A 14,266-nucleotide genomic window follows, 5' to 3' on the forward strand; every position below is an offset into this window, starting at 1 on the left:
GCCGGTGCCATGGAGGGTGCCATGGAGCCCGTGCACGGTCGTCGTCGGTGACAGGCACGGCGCTCGACGGCCGCCGGTTCGACGGTCGTGCCGTTCGGGTCATGCTGTTCGACGGGCTTGCTGCTGTGACCGGGCGTCCGGGCGCCGGCCGTTCCGCCGTGTCGTCCTGAGGTGTCGTCCTGGGGGCGCGTCGTTCGGTGGCGGCCGATCGGGCACGGCCCGGGTCGTCAGGCCTGGCTGCGCCGCGGCCTCTTCGCCGCGGACTTGGGCATCACCAGCTGGATCTCCTCACGCAGGTCCTCGATCTTCGTGTAGCCCGCGTACTGCCCGGTGAGCCGGTACATCTCGCGCAGCCGGTCCCAGGTGCGCTGGGACGAGGTCTCCCCCATCGACATCAGTGCGAGCCTGGCGTAACGGTCGGCCTGCTCGGGGTCGTCGGCGATGAAGCACGCCGACGCCATGGAGAGGTAGTCGAAGATCTTCGAACGCTGCCGGCCGTCGTTGCGCAGCGCCAGGGCCTTCTGCGCGAAGTACTGGGCCTGCTTCGCCGCGGCGGGCTCGTGCTCGGCCAGCGTCCGGTAGGCGAGCGCCTGCATGCCGTACAGATCCTCGCTCCGGAAGGTCTGCATCCAGCTCGGCAACGGTACGTCGGACTTGTCGGAGACGAACAGCTCCTCCGCCTCGCCCAGCGTGCGGCGCATCGCCTGTCCACGTCCCATGGAAGCCTGCGCCCAGGCCTCGATGGTGTGCAGCATGGCCTGTGTACGCGGCAGAATCTCCTCGCCCGAGCCGGACCTGGCGAGCTTCATCAGGTCCAGGGCCTCGTCGGGGCGGCCCAGGTGGACCATCTGGCGGGCGGCGCGGGAGAGGGCCTCGCCGGCGCGGGGCCGGTCGCCGCCCTCGCGCGCCGCGTGGGCGGCGATGACGAAGTACTTCTGGGCGGTGGGTTCCAGGCCCACGTCGTGGGACATCCAGCCCGCCAGGACGGCGAGGTTGGCGGCGACGCCCCAGAGCCGGCGCTGGAGGTGGTCGGGGTGGCGGTAGGCGAGCATGCCGCCCACTTCGTTGAGCTGGCCGACGACGGCCTTTCTCTGGAGCCCGCCGCCACGGGCGGCGTCCCAGGCGCGGAACACTTCGACGGAGCGTTCCAGCGCCTCGATCTCCTGTGACCCGATGGGGGCCGCCTCATAGCGGTCGAACCCGGCGGGATCGGCGCGCAGGGGATCGGCGATGCGGGGGGCGTCGGCGGCGAGAGCGGGGTCGGTGTGAAGCCAGTCGTGCATGGCGCTGGTGAGTGCGGAGCCTGCGGCGAGCGCGGCGCCCGCGCCCACCAAGCCGCGTCGGTTGAGCATGAGGTCCATTCCCGTGAATTCGGTGAGGACCGCAGCCGTACGCTCGGGCGCCCATGGCAGCCCGTCAGGGTTGTCGGTGTTCCTGACGTCCCGCCGTTTCCCGGCGCGCCCGTGTCGTACGAACCCGAGGTCCTCGATGGTCACGACACGGCCGAGTCGCTCGGTGAACAGTGCTGCCAGCACCCGGGGTACGGGATCGCGCGGGGTTTCCCCCATGTCGATCCAGCGCCGGACCCGCGAGGTGTCGGTCGCCAGCTGGGGGTGGCCCATGGCCGCCGCCTGCCGGTTCACGAGTCTCGCGAGTTCGCCTTTGGACCAGCCGGCCAGGCCGAACAGGTCTGCAAGGCGGGTGTTGGGTTCTCCGGTCACGTCAAGCCCCCAGGTTCTCGGCTGAGTTGACACTAACCCGCTGTCATAGGGCTGGCGACTATTCGCCAGGGTTCGCCAGGGTGCGCCAGATGGTGTGCCACCCGCGCCCGGGTGTCAGGTAGGAAAGCGCCACCCCGCCCCGGCAACCGGCCCTCATTCCCCAGGGTGTCGACCGGCGGCCGGGACGGGGCAGCGTACGTAAACAGTCGGCACACGAAGGGGTCTGTCTCGCCCATGTACACAGCAACGTCCTCCGTGTCCGCCCCGCCCCGGCCGCAGCGCACCGTCCCGGCCGGCGGGGGCCCGTATCTGGATCCCTCCCAGGCGGGTCGGGCCCGGCGCTGGGCGGGGGCGGTGGCGGGACCGCTCAGCGGGAGAATCGACTTGTCGGGCACCCAGGGCGCGCAGTTGCGGAAGGTGATCGCGTCGGTGCACCGGATCTGCCCCGAGTTCAACCCGGTGCAGGTGATGCGACGCAGCGGCCGCTCGGTCCTGCTCGTCGGAACCACCGGACGCGCCACCGCGGTCGCCAAGTGTTTACTGGACCACTCCCCCGCGTGGGTCGAGCGGTTCCGTCATGAGATCGCGGCCTACCGGGCCTTCGTCCGCCACCGGCCCCCGGTGCGGGCACCGCGGCTGATCGCCGCCGATCCGGACAACTGCGCCCTGGTGATCGAGCGGATGCCCGGCCGGGCCGCGGCCCTGACGCGGCACCCTCTGGAGGCACCGCCACGGGCCGATCTGCGGGCCGCGCTCGGCGCGATCACCCGGCTCAACTCGTGGCGGCCGCCGGCGGGGACGTTCGACGCACCGCTCGACTACGGCTCCCGGGTCTCCCGCTACCACGAACTGGGGCTGTTCACCGACCGGGACCGCGACGACCTGCAGAAGCTGCTGCACGGCCTGGCCCACGCGGGCGGGCGGCAGGGCATGGGCCAGTTCTGCCACGGTGACGCGCTGCTGTCCAACATCCTGCTCTCACCGGCCGGCCCCGTGCTGGTCGACTGGGAGCACGCCGGCTGGTACCTGCCGGGGTACGACCTGGCGACGCTCTGGGCGGTGCTGGGCGACGCCCCCGCGGCCAGGCGTCACATCAGCCAGCTCGCCCAGCGCGAGGGCCCGGCGGCGCGGGACGCCTTCCTGGTGAACCTGATGCTGGTGCTGACACGGGAGATCCGTACGTACGAGACGGCCGTGCAGCGGACGATACGCGAGGCGCCACCCGTCGGTTCGGTGCCGGCCGCGCCGGGCGCGGTGTCCGCCGGGGAGGAACAGCGGCTGCTGCTGAGGCGGCTGCACGATGACTGCGCACTGGCACGGCGGGCCGTGCGCGCGGCGGTCGGCACGCGCTGACCGACGGCGAGGGGGAAGCGCGCTGGGTGCCCGGTGCCGACACACCGGCCACCCAGCGCGCTGCCGTACGTCCCGGCGCGGCCGGCGACGGCTCGGGCACCCGCCCTTCGGCAAGGTGGCGCCCCGCGTACCGGCGGGGCATGGAAGCGGGGTGGCACAGTGGGTACAGCTGTCGGCGCGACCGCGGCGTCACCGTGCCGGGCGCGACCCGGCACGGCTGCCCGGGCTCCACGGCGGCGGGACTCCCGAGGCCGGGACCGGCCGACGAGCGTGATCGCGCAGGCGCCGCGACCGCGTCCCGAGGAGCGACTCCGGAGGCGAGCATGACCGATCCGCACCCCCGGCTCGTCGCCGCCGCGACAGGCGTCCGGGAGGCGCTCGACCGCATGGGCACGGCCGAGCGCGCGGAGCGGGACCGCGCGTACCTGCGCAGCGACCTCGCGCACCTGGGGGTGCCGGTGCCCGACGTACGGCGGACCGTGACGGCCGCGTGCCGGGCACTCGGCCCGCTCACGCGCGACGACATCCTCCACCTGGCGGCGCTGCTGTGGTCGGGTGACGTGTACGAGCACCGGCAGGCGGCTGTCGAGACGCTGACCGCACGGGCGGCCGCCGTGCTCGGGCCCGAGGACCTGACGGCGCTGGAGCGGTACCTGCGCGCCTCCCGCACCTGGGCGCTCGTGGACACCCTGGCCGTCCACGCCGCCGGTGCCGTGGTGGCCCGCGAACCGGCGCCCTGCGGCGCCACCCTGGACCGCTGGGCGCACGACGGGGACTTCTGGCTGCGCCGTACGGCGCTCCTGGCGCTGCTCCCCGGCATCCGCGCCGGAGCGCCCGACCTGCGGCGCCTGAGCCGCTACGCCGACGCCATGCTCGACGAGAGGGAGTTCTTCGTCCGCAAGGCCATCGGCTGGGTCCTGCGCGAGGTCTCCGTACGCGACCCCGGGTTCGTCGCGGCCTGGGTGCGGGAACGGCGCCCCCGCATGTCCGGTGTCACCTTCCGTGAAGCCGTCCGCCGGTTGCCCGCCGACGCCCTCTGAGGCGGCCCGTCGAGGAGGAAAGCGTCGACGGTTCGACTGATTTCGGCCATACCTCTACCGGCGATGGCTGGTTCGGGTGCATGCTGTGCCCGCGGCGCTCGTACCCCCGACGGGTGGCCGTTCCGGCTCCGCCCCGCGTCGCCGCGTGGGCGGGGCCGCGCCGCCTCCCGGCTCCCCACGGGAGGCCAGGCGCGTGCCCGAGCGACTGGAGGCCTGATGCCGAACGATCACCCCGCGCGGACCCTGCCCCGCTCCGACGGGTCCGCCCGCACTCCGATGGCCGCGGCGACCGAGATGTCCCTGGCGGACGAGGAACTGCTGGAGAGGTACCCGGCCGTCAGGGGGGTCGCCGAACGCTGGATCGCGCTCAGGAGGGAGACGGGGGACGCCGGCTGAGAGCGTCCCGCCCCGGCTACGCCGGGCCCGGCGCGAGGTCAGGCCGGGCCGGCACCGGCGGCGGAGGGGCTCGGCCGGGTGGTGGGCGTTCGCCCCGCGCCGCCGCTCCCGGCGCGGGCGTGGCGGAGGGCTCGGGCGAAAGGGGCCCGCAGCCGGGCCGGCAGGCGATGGCCTTCGGCGGTGGCCACCAGAGCGGCGGCGACATCCCTCAGCTTGGTGTTGCCGTGCTGGGAGGTTTCCACCAGGACCCGCCAGGCCCGCTCGGCCGGGCAGGGGGCGAGTGCCATGACCATGCCCTGGGCCCGGTCGATGACGGAGCGGCTGTCGAGGGCCTGTCGCAGCTGGGTCACCTCGGCGGTGAGGCGGGCGCATTCGTTCTGCTCCACGTAGGGCTGTCCTCGGCGCGTGGGGTCAGTGGTGGCGGATCACCAGGGGCGGGCTGCAGGCGGCGACGGGCAGCTCCGGTGAGGTGATGAGGACGCGGTACGGCCCTGTCGGCAGTTCGGGTACGACGACGGAGGTGCCCAGGGCACGGGGGTCCACCTGCGCGGCCAGCAGGGCCGCCCTGGCCCAGCCCTCGTCCGTGCGCCGTTCCAGGAGCACGTCGCACGGGTGCCACAGGGCGCCCGTGTACTGCCAGCTGATGCGGTGCCGCTCCACGCAGGTCCACCGGTCCCCCTCCGAGGGGCTGCGGAGGAGGAGCGACTCCTGCGGCGCCGGGGGCCGTGCGCGCCACGGACGGAACAGGTCCGGTGCGTGCGGGAGCCGGGCCCCGGTGCGGTGGCGGGCCATCCAGCGCAGGCACGGCTTCAGGGGCTGGTTCAGGGGTTGCTTCAGCGGCTTTTTCACGGGCCGCTCGATGTGCTGCTTCATGGGCGTTTCTCTTCTCTCCGGCGGTCCGGTGTCCTGGCGCGGCCGGACCCTGCCGGTGGTGTTGCCGGTGAGGGCACGGCCAAGCACGCCGACCGGCCCGTCCGTTCCGGGACTTCCGGCCCGTTCACGCCCGGTCCTTCGCCCCTGAAACGGAGCGGTGGCCACCGCGGGCGTTTACGGCCTCCGGGCGGGGCAACGCGGTTTCATGTCCCGCCGCGTGGCGGAACGTGCGTAAAGCTACGGGAGGTCGAGAATGGGAATCATCGCGTGGATCATCATCGGGCTGCTGGCCGGTGCGATCGCCAAGGCGCTGATGCCGGGACGTGACCCGGGCGGCATGCTGGTGACCATGCTGATCGGCATCGTGGGCGGTCTGCTGGGCGGCTGGCTGGGCAAGGTCATTTTCGGCGTCGAGTCGATCAACGGCTTCTTCCACCTGTCGACCTGGATAGCGGCGATCGTCGGTTCAGTGATCATTCTCGCCCTCTACCGGCTCATCACCGGGCGGGGGCACCGGGGTCACGGGGTGCACGCCTGACCCGGTACGGAACGTGCCCCGACGGGTGTGAGTCCCGGACGGGCACCGGAAGCAGAAGGAGAGAGGGCGCCACCATGTACCTTCCCGGCGCACGCCACGCTCCGGCCGCCGGAGCGGCTGCCGGCACCGGGACCGTGGCGCCCTCATGAACCGGCCGCACACCTCCGACGTGGCGTCGTTGAAGGCGTACATCGAGCGCGAGATCGCGACGCTGCGGGCGGATGTGCGCCGCCGGGCCGAGACGGCGGGGGTGGCGGAGCCCTCCCCCGGCCGGTCCACCGGTGAGGTCGGTGATCCGTCACCGGAGGCCGGCGGCACCCGGACGGCCCAGTGCCCGTGCGGTCAGGGGTACGGCTCTCCGCACACGTGCGTGGACGCGGATGAGCGGCACGACCCGTGGACGTGTCTCTGCGCGACGCTGCCGGCCATCCCCGTGTCGGCGGCGCTGCTGTCCCCGGTCCGGGACGACTCCGGTGGTGTCACCGACTTCGTCATCCGCGCCGGTAATCACATCCGCTCCGCCGAATGGCTGGTCTCCCCCGACCAGCAGGTCGGCCAGCGGTTCTTCTCGGAGGCCCGGCCCGGGGCGGCGGCCGGCGGGCTGCTGACCGCGCTCAGGGGTGTCCTGGAGGACGGCCGGGCCTTGAACGGCCTGGTGGTGGACTACACGGAGGAACGGTACGGCACGCTGCGGCGTGTCCAGCTGGTGCACTACGCGTCGTGGTGCGGTGACCAGGTCCTGACCACCTGGCGCCCGGTGCGCAGCCAGGCCGAGCTCCTCACCATCGACGCCCAGCACCTGGCCTCCATGGGGTGGGGGCGCTGGGACCTGCTGTCCGGGTCGGTGACGTGGTCGGAGGGGTTGCAGCGGATCTTCCGTGCGGATCCCGCGCTGCCGTGGTCGCTGCTGGAGCTGTGCGACGCGCTGGTGCCGGCGGACGTGGGGCCGTTCGGCGAGTTCATCGCGTCGGTGCTGGCCGGTGAGGAACCGGCCTGGACCAGGATCCGGTTCCTGGTTCTGGGTGAGATCCGGACGGTCGACCTGCTGGGCCGCCCGGTGGCGGGCACGGACGGCCGTCCCTGGGCGTTGCAGATCGTGGCCCGTGACCTCACTCCCCAGATGCGCAGCCGCCGCAGGCTGGTGGAGAAGCAGGTGGAGACCGAGCAGCTGCGGCAGCAGGCCGCGGCGGAGCGGCATGTCGCCTCGGCGTTGCGGGAGGCGCTGCTGCCGACGTACTCGGAGGGGCTGGCGGAACTCGGGCTGGACGTGGCGGCCGCCTACCTGCCGGCCGAGCCGGACGCCGCGGTGGGCGGCGACTGGTACAAGTGCCGGCCGCTGACGGACGGCCGGGCGCTCATCGCCATCGGGGACGCCAGCGGGCACGGCCTGGAGGCGGTCGCCCGGATGGCCCAGCAGCGGCACGCCATGGCGGGGCTCGCCCAGACGGGGGCGAGCGCCGGGGACGTCACCACCTGGCTGAACGAGCTGGTGTGCACCGAGCCCTCGTCGGCGACGGCCACGATGTCGGTCGGCCATGTCGGCGCCGACCGGGTCTTCCGGTGGACGTGCGCGGGGCACCCGGCTCCGTTGCTGCTGCGCGAGGGGCGCGCGTACGCGCTGCCGACCGAGCACCGGGGGCCACTGCTGGGGGCGCTGCCGGGCCACCGGTACGAGACGGCGGAGTTCCAGCTGGAGCGGGGCGATGTGCTGCTGCTGTACACCGACGGGGTGGTCGAGCGGCGCGGGCAGGACATCACCGAGGGCATCACGGCCCTGACGGGGCTCCTCGCCGCGAGCAGCGGGCTGCCGCCGCGGCGGATCGTCGACCGGCTCACGGAGGAGTACGAGCGCGGCATCCACGACGACGACGCGTGTCTGCTCGCCGTGCGGGTCGACTGAGGACGGTTCCCGAGGCACCGGGCGTCATTGGTGCAGGCCGGTGACGGCCCGCAGGCCCGCGCTCCGTCGGCGTGAAACCTCCGCCACACCTGGCCGGGGACGGGAACTTCCCCACCCGCGGGCCTGATTGACGGGTGGTCCGGCAGCCGCTACCCCTGTACGGGTCGCCGCATTCCATCCGCCCCTGGAGGCCGCCTTGCCCGCTCCGGCTCGTCGACGCGTACGACACGCAGGGCACGCACGGACAGCGGGCGCGGCGGTGGTGTCCGCCGCGCTGCTGCTGCCGCTGGTCTCGGCGGCACCGCCCGCGACCGCGGGCCGGCCGGCCGCCTCCGATGTCCTGCAGCGCGCCTTCGCGGCGGCCGCCGACGAGTACGGGGTGCCGCGGAGCGTCCTGCTCGCGGTGTCGTACCTGCAGTCCCGCTGGGACGGCCACGGCGGCGCGCCCAGTGTCACCGGGGGGTACGGCCCGATGCACCTCACCGACGCGCGGACCGCTCTGGCCTCGGCGCCCCACCATTCTCACGGCGCGGAGGACCCGCGCGGTGACTCCTCGCGTGCCGCGAAGCACGTGGTGGACGCCGCGGCGCCCGAGCCGTCCGCCCTGCCCGGCCGGTTGCGGACCCTGGAGCGGGCGGCCCGGTTGTCCGGGCTCGCCCCCGAGCGGCTGCGTACCAGCCCGGCCGCGAACATCCTCGGCGGCGCGGCCCTGCTGGCGGCCGCTCAGCGGGAGCTGGGTCACCCGGCGAGCACCGACCCCGGCGATTGGTACGGAGCGGTGGCGCGGTACTCGGGTGCCGATGACACGGCGACCGCCACGACGTACGCGGACGACGTCTACGACGTCATCCGTTCGGGTGAGCGTCGTACGACGGACAGCGGGCAGGTGGTGGCCCTGCCCGCGGATCCGGACGTCGTGCCGGAGACCGGTCAGGCCGCCGGGCTGGGACTGCGGACGGCCGTGACGGCCGGGACCGAGTGCCCGAGGACGGTGGCGTGCGAGTGGGTCCCGGCTCCGTACGAGGAGTTCGGAGAGGGCGACTACGGCAACCACGACAAGGCGGAGCGGCCCGCGTCCCAGTCGGTCGAGTACATCGTCGTCCACGACACGGAGGCGACCTGGGACGTCACGCTGAAGCTGGTGCAGGACCCGGAGTACGTCTCCTGGCACTACTCGTTGCGGTCGTCGGACGGGCACATCGCCCAGCACGTGCCGCTGAAGGACGTCGGCTGGCACGCGGGCAACTGGTACGTGAACGCCAAGTCGGTGGGCCTGGAGCACGAGGGTTTCCTGGTCGCGCCGGACGCCTGGTACACGGAGGCGATGTACCGCACGTCGGCGCGGCTGGTGCGGTACCTGGCCCAGAGGTTCGGCGTTCCACTGGACCGGCAGCACATCCTGGGCCATGACAATGTGCCCGGCCCGACCGCCGCCACGGTCCGCGGCATGCACACCGACCCGGGCCCGTACTGGGACTGGGCGCACTACTTCGAGCTGTTGGGGCGGCCGTTCACGCCGGCCGCCGGGCCGCACGCCGCCGTCGTGACGATCCGCCCCCGGTACACCGCCCACCAGCCGCTCTACACGGGCTGCACGGAGCCCGGCGAGGCCTGTCCGCCGCACGGCAGTGGCGCGGTCCGGCTGCACACGGAGCCCAGCGAGAGCGCGCCGCTGGTGAAGGACGCCGGACTCCGGCCGGGCGGCCAGGACTCGACCGCCGGCGTCAACGACACCGGGGCGCGGGCGTCGACGGGCCAGAGTTACGCGGTGGCGGAGCGGCGCGGGCCATGGACGGCGATCTGGTACCTGGGCCAGAAGGCGTGGTTCTCCAACCCCGGTGCGGAGCCGACGGCCGTGGGCACGCGCGGGTGGGTCCTGACGCCGAGGGAGGGGCTCGCGGAGATCCCGGTCTACGGTCGGGCCTATCCCGAGGCGGCCGCGTACCCGGCGGGGGTGCCGGTGCAGCCGCTGTCGCCGTTGCCGTACAGACTTCCGGCGGGTCAGCGGTACGTGGTGGGTGACCGGGTTCCGGGCGAGTACTACTACGCCCCCTCCTTCGACACCTCCGGGCACCGGGTGGTGCGGGGCCGGGAGGCGTACTACGAGATCCAGTTCGGTCACCGGGTGGCCTTTGTGAAGGCGTCCGAGGTGACCGTTTCCCGTGTGTGAGGGGCACGGAAGCCCGCCTGGTGGCGTTCATATGACTAATACGGCGGACGGCGTAGGACGAAACGGCGAAGGGTAGGGGGGCCGCGGTATGTCCTCCTTCACCGAAAGGCGCCGCACGCATGGCACAGCCCTTCGTCCTGCCGGATTTCTACACGCCGTATCCGGCGCGCCTCAATCCCCATGTGGAGTCGGCCCGTTCCCACACCAGGACGTGGGCGCGCCGGATGGGGATGCTGGAGGGATCGGGGGTCTGGGACCAGCAGGACCTCGACGCGCACGACTACGCCCTGCTGTGCGCGTACACCCACCCCGACTGCGGATCCGACGCTCTCTCGCTGGTCACCGACTGGTATGTCTGGGTGTTCTTCTTCGACGACCACTTCCTGGAGGTCTTCAAGCGCACCCAGGACTACGCCGGCGGCAAGGCGTACCTGGAACGGCTGCCGGCCTTCATGCCGCTGGACCTCTCCCAGGAGACGCCCGAGCCGACGAACCCGGTGGAGGCCGGACTCGCCGACCTGTGGAAGCGGACGGTGCCGAGCATGTCGCAGGCGTGGCGGGCCCGGTTCGCCGAGGCGACCGAACACCTGCTCAATGAGTCCCTGTGGGAGCTGGCGAACATCAACGAGGGGCGGATCGCCAACCCCGTCGAGTACATCGAGATGCGCCGCAAGGTGGGTGGCGCGCCGTGGTCCGCCGGGCTGGTGGAGTACGCGGCCGGCGCCGAGGTGCCGGAGTCGGTGGCCGCCTCCCGGCCGCTGCGGGTCCTGCGGGACGCCTTCTCCGACGCGGTCCACCTGCGCAACGACCTCTTCTCCTACCAGCGTGAGGTCGAGGACGAAGGGGAGAACAGCAACGGCGTCCTGGTGCTGGAGAAGTTCCTGGAGTGCACCACCCAGGAGGCGGCCGAGGCCGTCAACGACCTGCTGACCTCACGGCTCCAGCAGTTCGAGAACACCGCCCTGACCGAGGTTCCCCAGCTGTGCCTGGAGAAGGGCCTGAACGCCGAGGAGTGCGCCGCGGTCGCCGCGTACACCAAGGGGCTCCAGGACTGGCAGTCCGGTGGCCACGAGTGGCACATGCGCTCCAGCCGCTACATGAACGAGGACGCCAGGACCGGACCGTCGCTCTTCAGCGGTGTGCTGGGCACGTCGGCGCTCGACATCACCACGCTGTTCGGCCGCCCCGCCGCCGCGCGGGCGCGCGGCCTCACCCATGTTCCGCACCAGCGCGTCGGCCCCTCCCTGCTGCCGGACTTCGACCTGCCGTACCCCCTGACGCTCAGCCCCCACCTGGACGACGCGCGCGCCAAGTCCCTGGCGTGGGCGGGCCGGATGGGCCTGCTCGACGACATCTGGGACGAGCGGATGATGGCGGGCTTCGACCTCGCCCTGTGCAGTGCCGGACTCGACCCGGACGCCACGGCGGAGGAGCTGGAGCTCAGCGCCGAGTGGCTCACCTGGGGGACGTACGGCGACGACTACTATCCGCTGGTCTTCGGGCGGCCGCGTGACCTCGCCGGGGCGAAGCTGTGCAACGAGCGGCTCATGATGTGCATGCCCGTGGACGACCCGGAGGCCGGAGCCGCCGGGGCGGTCAGCCCGATGGAGCGGGCGCTGGCCGACCTGTGGGCGCGCACCGCCGGGCCGATGGCGCCGGGGGCGCGGGCGTCGCTGCGCAAGGCGCTGGACGACATGCTGGAGAGCTGGCTGTGGGAGCTGCACAACCAGGCGCAGCACCGCGTGCCCGACCCCGTGGACTACGTGGAGATGCGGCGGCTGACCTTCGGCTCGGACCTGACGATGAGCCTGGCACGCCTGCGCCACCAGCACCATCTGCCGCGGGAACTCCTGCGGAGCGGCACCGTGCGCAGCATGGAGAACTCCGTGGCGGACTACGCCACCATGCTCAACGACCTGATCTCGTACCAGAAGGAGATCGAGGTCGAGGGTGAGGTGCACAACGGGGTGCTGGTGGTGCAGTCCTTCTTCGGCTGCGACTACCCGACGGGCGTGAAGATCATCGACGATCTGATGCGCGGCCGGCTGCGCCAGTTCGAGCACGTGAAGAAGCATGAACTTCCGGTGCTCATCGAGCAGTTCGAGCTGGACCGGGAGGGGAGGGCCGCCCTCGCCGCGTACGTGCGGGAGCTGGAGGACTGGCTCGCCGGGATCCTCAACTGGCACCTGGGCGTCAGCCGCTACCGGGACGAGGACGTCCGCTCCGGCGCCGGTACGGCCCGGCTGCGGGCCGGCGCGGTCACCCCGTCGGGCAGGGCGGCACCGCACGGGGCCGTCGCGGCGCCGGGCGCGGGGCTGCCGGGCGGGCCCACCGGCTTGGGCACCTCCGCGGCCCGGGTAGCGGAACTGTTCGCCTCGTAGCCGGCTGCCGGGCGGCGCGGATCAGGACGGACGGATGCCGCGGAGCTGGTCCAGTTCGCGGCGTTCCCGCTTGGTGGGGCGTCCGGCCCCGCGGTCGCGGACGCCCGCCAGGGCGACGTGCTCGCGGGGCGGCGGGGGCGGGCTGTTGTCCACGTACGCCTCGACGGCCACGGGCGCGCCCACCCGCTTGGTGAGCACCTGCTTCACCTTCACGGTGCGCTCGCGACCGGCGTGGAACAGCCGGACCTCGTCGCCGGCCTTCACGGGCTGGGCGGGCTTGGCACGCTCGCCGTTGACGCGAACGTGCCCGGCCCGGCAGGCGGTGGCGGCCTGCGAGCGCGTCTTGGTGAGCCGTACGGCCCAGATCCAGCTGTCGACCCGCGCGGTCGGGTTCCCCTCGTGCGTTGCCATGGTCCCGACTCTAATCCGCGCGAGCGGAGGCGCAGCAGTGCTTTTCCCCGGCCGTGCCGGACGCGAGGCCCCCGGCGGGAGACGGTCCCGGCGGGGGACGATCCCGGCGAGGGACGATCCCGGCGGGGGACGGTCCCGCTCCACGGGACGGGCGCCGGGGCTCAGCCCTGCTGGAAGAGCTCCGCCGGCAGTGGCTTGAGCAGCGCGTACAGGTCGTCGGTGATGGGGCGGTCCCAGCTGGCGATGGTGACCAGCACGTTGTCGCTGCGGTCGAACTGCACGCAGGAGATCCGGCTCTCGGAGAGCTTGAGGCGGCGGACGATCAGCAGGTTGTCGCCCTGCATGACCGGCATGTCCTCGGTCTCGACGACCTCGACCGGGTCGTCGTTCTCCAGCGCGGCGAGGAGCTGGGCCACCTCGAAGGGGATCTGGCCCTCCGCGAGCTCCCGGGCCGGGGAGCCCTCCGGGAGGTTCCCGATGATCATCGCGGGGCCGCGGCCGCCGAACAGGTCGTAGCGCAGGAAGACGCCCTGGCAGGTGCCGTCGGGGGCGGGAAGCAGACCGGCGCCGAGATTGCCGGGCCAGTCGCCCGGGTCCATGGCCAGGACGTCGAAGTCCGGGCCCGCGGGTGTGGCGGCGCTGCGGCGGCGGAGGAAGGACATGCCGCCATGGTACGTGCCCGGAGCCCGCCACCGGCGCCCGGGCCCGCGCGCCCCGGCCACCCCCACGGCCCCGTGGCCCGGCCCGCGGCGGCGTCGCGGATTCACCGCTACGGGCGACTCCCCGGAGCGGCGGACGGCTTTGTTCCGCCCAGGGCGGGGGCCTGCCACCGCAGGGCGTCGGTCGGCTCCCCGGCGCCTGTCCCCGGGGCGCTTTCTCGGTGACGCCGGCGATGACGGTGATGGCGTTGCAGCGACCGTTCAGGGCCCGTGCGCGGCTCTCCGCCCCGTACAGGTGACGGACGGACTCCCCCACCACCGCGGAAGCGGGGCGCGCCGGAGCGGTGACGGTGGGCGGCCGGGCCGGTCAGGCCGAGCGTTCCGCCAGGTGGCGCAGGGCCGTGAGCGCCTCGCCCGCTCGGGCGTATTCGACGAAGAGGTGGTCGTGGTGGAACCCCGCGACGACGTTGCAGCTCAGTCCGGCATCGGCGAGCTCCCGGGCGACGGCGGCGGTGAGCCCGACGGCGTCGAGTGCGGAGTGGACGCGCAAGGTGATCCATCCGGCCACGTAGTCGTACGGGAGGGACGCGGCGTCCGCCTCCTCCTGCGGCACGACGAGGGTGAGGCCCTCGGATTCGGCGACGGTGACGACAGGGTGCAGGCCGGGTGGCACGGCGGGGCCGTCGACGGTCACGAAGACGTAGCGCCCGGCGTTGAGCTCGGGCCGCATGCCGGAGACCAGCCGGGCGAGGTCACGTTCTGCACTCATGATTCCCACCCTAGGCCGGACGTGCGCCGTCCGGCGCGGTGGCGGTCGCGGCGGT

The 14,266-nt window shown here is 73.2% G+C and carries 13 protein-coding genes; 7 read left to right on the plus strand and 6 right to left on the minus strand.

Going from position 1 to position 14,266, the window contains the following annotated elements:
• Window positions 1–227: 227 nt before the first annotated feature.
• Window positions 228–1,721 (minus strand): DNA-binding protein NsdB, encoded by a 1,494-nt coding sequence (locus ABD347_RS12740; protein ID WP_344360297.1) that lies wholly within the window; start codon window positions 1,719–1,721, stop codon window positions 228–230.
• Window positions 1,722–1,955: 234 nt separating this feature from the next.
• Here ABD347_RS12740 and ABD347_RS12745 point away from each other — a divergent pair, with 234 nt between their 5' ends.
• From ABD347_RS12745 to ABD347_RS12755, 3 genes are all read left to right on the plus strand, one after another.
• Window positions 1,956–3,074 carry an aminoglycoside phosphotransferase family protein gene (locus ABD347_RS12745; RefSeq protein ID WP_344360299.1) on the plus strand — a complete coding sequence of 373 codons (1,119 nt, stop codon included), beginning with the start codon at window positions 1,956–1,958 and terminating at the stop codon, window positions 3,072–3,074.
• Window positions 3,075–3,397: 323 nt separating this feature from the next.
• Window positions 3,398–4,114 (plus strand): DNA alkylation repair protein, encoded by a 717-nt coding sequence (locus tag ABD347_RS12750; RefSeq protein WP_344360301.1) that lies wholly within the window; start codon window positions 3,398–3,400, stop codon window positions 4,112–4,114.
• Between the two features lie 216 nt (window positions 4,115–4,330).
• Entirely contained in the window at window positions 4,331–4,510 is a 180-nt protein-coding gene (locus ABD347_RS12755) for a hypothetical protein (protein ID WP_344360303.1), read from the plus strand.
• A 38-nt stretch (window positions 4,511–4,548) separates the two neighbouring features.
• Here the strand turns inward: ABD347_RS12755 and ABD347_RS12760 are convergent, their stop codons facing one another.
• Together ABD347_RS12760 and ABD347_RS12765 are read right to left on the minus strand one after the other, a co-directional pair.
• The gene (locus ABD347_RS12760; RefSeq protein WP_344360305.1) at window positions 4,549–4,896 is read right to left on the minus strand and encodes an ANTAR domain-containing protein; all 348 of its coding nucleotides are present in this window, start codon (window positions 4,894–4,896) and stop codon (window positions 4,549–4,551) included.
• Window positions 4,897–4,921: 25 nt separating this feature from the next.
• Window positions 4,922–5,383, minus strand: coding sequence for a hypothetical protein (locus tag ABD347_RS12765; RefSeq protein WP_344360307.1), 462 nt, complete (start codon window positions 5,381–5,383; stop codon window positions 4,922–4,924).
• A 253-nt stretch (window positions 5,384–5,636) separates the two neighbouring features.
• Between ABD347_RS12765 and ABD347_RS12770 the strand changes: the two genes are divergently transcribed.
• The 4 genes from ABD347_RS12770 to ABD347_RS12785 all read left to right on the plus strand — a co-directional run bounded on the left by ABD347_RS12770 (window position 5,637) and on the right by ABD347_RS12785 (window position 12,372).
• Complete coding sequence (locus ABD347_RS12770) at window positions 5,637–5,921, plus strand: GlsB/YeaQ/YmgE family stress response membrane protein (protein ID WP_344360309.1); 285 nt, start codon at window positions 5,637–5,639, stop codon at window positions 5,919–5,921.
• 145 nt (window positions 5,922–6,066) lie between these two features.
• Window positions 6,067–7,821, plus strand: a complete 1,755-nt coding sequence (locus tag ABD347_RS12775) for a PP2C family protein-serine/threonine phosphatase (RefSeq protein WP_344360311.1) — start codon at window positions 6,067–6,069, stop codon at window positions 7,819–7,821.
• A gap of 259 nt (window positions 7,822–8,080) precedes the next feature.
• Window positions 8,081–9,991, plus strand: coding sequence for an N-acetylmuramoyl-L-alanine amidase (locus ABD347_RS12780; protein WP_425575639.1), 1,911 nt, complete (start codon window positions 8,081–8,083; stop codon window positions 9,989–9,991).
• A 119-nt stretch (window positions 9,992–10,110) separates the two neighbouring features.
• Window positions 10,111–12,372, plus strand: coding sequence for a terpene synthase family protein (locus ABD347_RS12785; protein ID WP_344360314.1), 2,262 nt, complete (start codon window positions 10,111–10,113; stop codon window positions 12,370–12,372).
• 21 nt (window positions 12,373–12,393) lie between these two features.
• Here ABD347_RS12785 and ABD347_RS12790 read toward each other — a convergent pair whose 3' ends face one another.
• The 3 genes from ABD347_RS12790 to ABD347_RS12800 form a co-directional block, all read right to left on the minus strand.
• Window positions 12,394–12,783 (minus strand): RNA-binding S4 domain-containing protein, encoded by a 390-nt coding sequence (locus tag ABD347_RS12790; protein WP_344360316.1) that lies wholly within the window; start codon window positions 12,781–12,783, stop codon window positions 12,394–12,396.
• Window positions 12,784–12,944: 161 nt separating this feature from the next.
• On the minus strand, window positions 12,945–13,445 hold the full coding sequence (locus tag ABD347_RS12795) for a glycosyltransferase family protein (RefSeq protein ID WP_344360317.1): 501 nt from the start codon (window positions 13,443–13,445) through the stop codon (window positions 12,945–12,947).
• 364 nt (window positions 13,446–13,809) lie between these two features.
• Window positions 13,810–14,211 (minus strand): ACT domain-containing protein, encoded by a 402-nt coding sequence (locus ABD347_RS12800; protein ID WP_344360319.1) that lies wholly within the window; start codon window positions 14,209–14,211, stop codon window positions 13,810–13,812.
• Window positions 14,212–14,266: the final 55 nt, after the last annotated feature.

Source organism: Streptomyces gobitricini (assembly GCF_039532985.1).
Taxonomy (GTDB): Bacteria; Actinomycetota; Actinomycetes; order Streptomycetales; family Streptomycetaceae; genus Streptomyces; species Streptomyces gobitricini.

What these genes read in the sequence shown, in the direction of transcription:
- ABD347_RS12770 (WP_344360309.1), top strand. Translation starts at nt 5,637, where the DNA reads ATGGGAATCATCGCGTGGATCATCATCGGGCTGCTGGCCGGTGCGATC.
- ABD347_RS12775 (WP_344360311.1), top strand. Translation starts at nt 6,067, where the DNA reads ATGAACCGGCCGCACACCTCCGACGTGGCGTCGTTGAAGGCGTACATC.
- ABD347_RS12745 (WP_344360299.1), top strand. Translation starts at nt 1,956, where the DNA reads ATGTACACAGCAACGTCCTCCGTGTCCGCCCCGCCCCGGCCGCAGCGC.
- ABD347_RS12750 (WP_344360301.1), top strand. Translation starts at nt 3,398, where the DNA reads ATGACCGATCCGCACCCCCGGCTCGTCGCCGCCGCGACAGGCGTCCGG.
- ABD347_RS12800 (WP_344360319.1), bottom strand. Translation starts at nt 14,211, where the DNA reads ATGAGTGCAGAACGTGACCTCGCCCGGCTGGTCTCCGGCATGCGGCCC.
- ABD347_RS12765 (WP_344360307.1), bottom strand. Translation starts at nt 5,383, where the DNA reads ATGAAGCAGCACATCGAGCGGCCCGTGAAAAAGCCGCTGAAGCAACCC.
- ABD347_RS12790 (WP_344360316.1), bottom strand. Translation starts at nt 12,783, where the DNA reads ATGGCAACGCACGAGGGGAACCCGACCGCGCGGGTCGACAGCTGGATC.
- ABD347_RS12755 (WP_344360303.1), top strand. Translation starts at nt 4,331, where the DNA reads ATGCCGAACGATCACCCCGCGCGGACCCTGCCCCGCTCCGACGGGTCC.
- ABD347_RS12785 (WP_344360314.1), top strand. Translation starts at nt 10,111, where the DNA reads ATGGCACAGCCCTTCGTCCTGCCGGATTTCTACACGCCGTATCCGGCG.
- ABD347_RS12795 (WP_344360317.1), bottom strand. Translation starts at nt 13,445, where the DNA reads ATGTCCTTCCTCCGCCGCCGCAGCGCCGCCACACCCGCGGGCCCGGAC.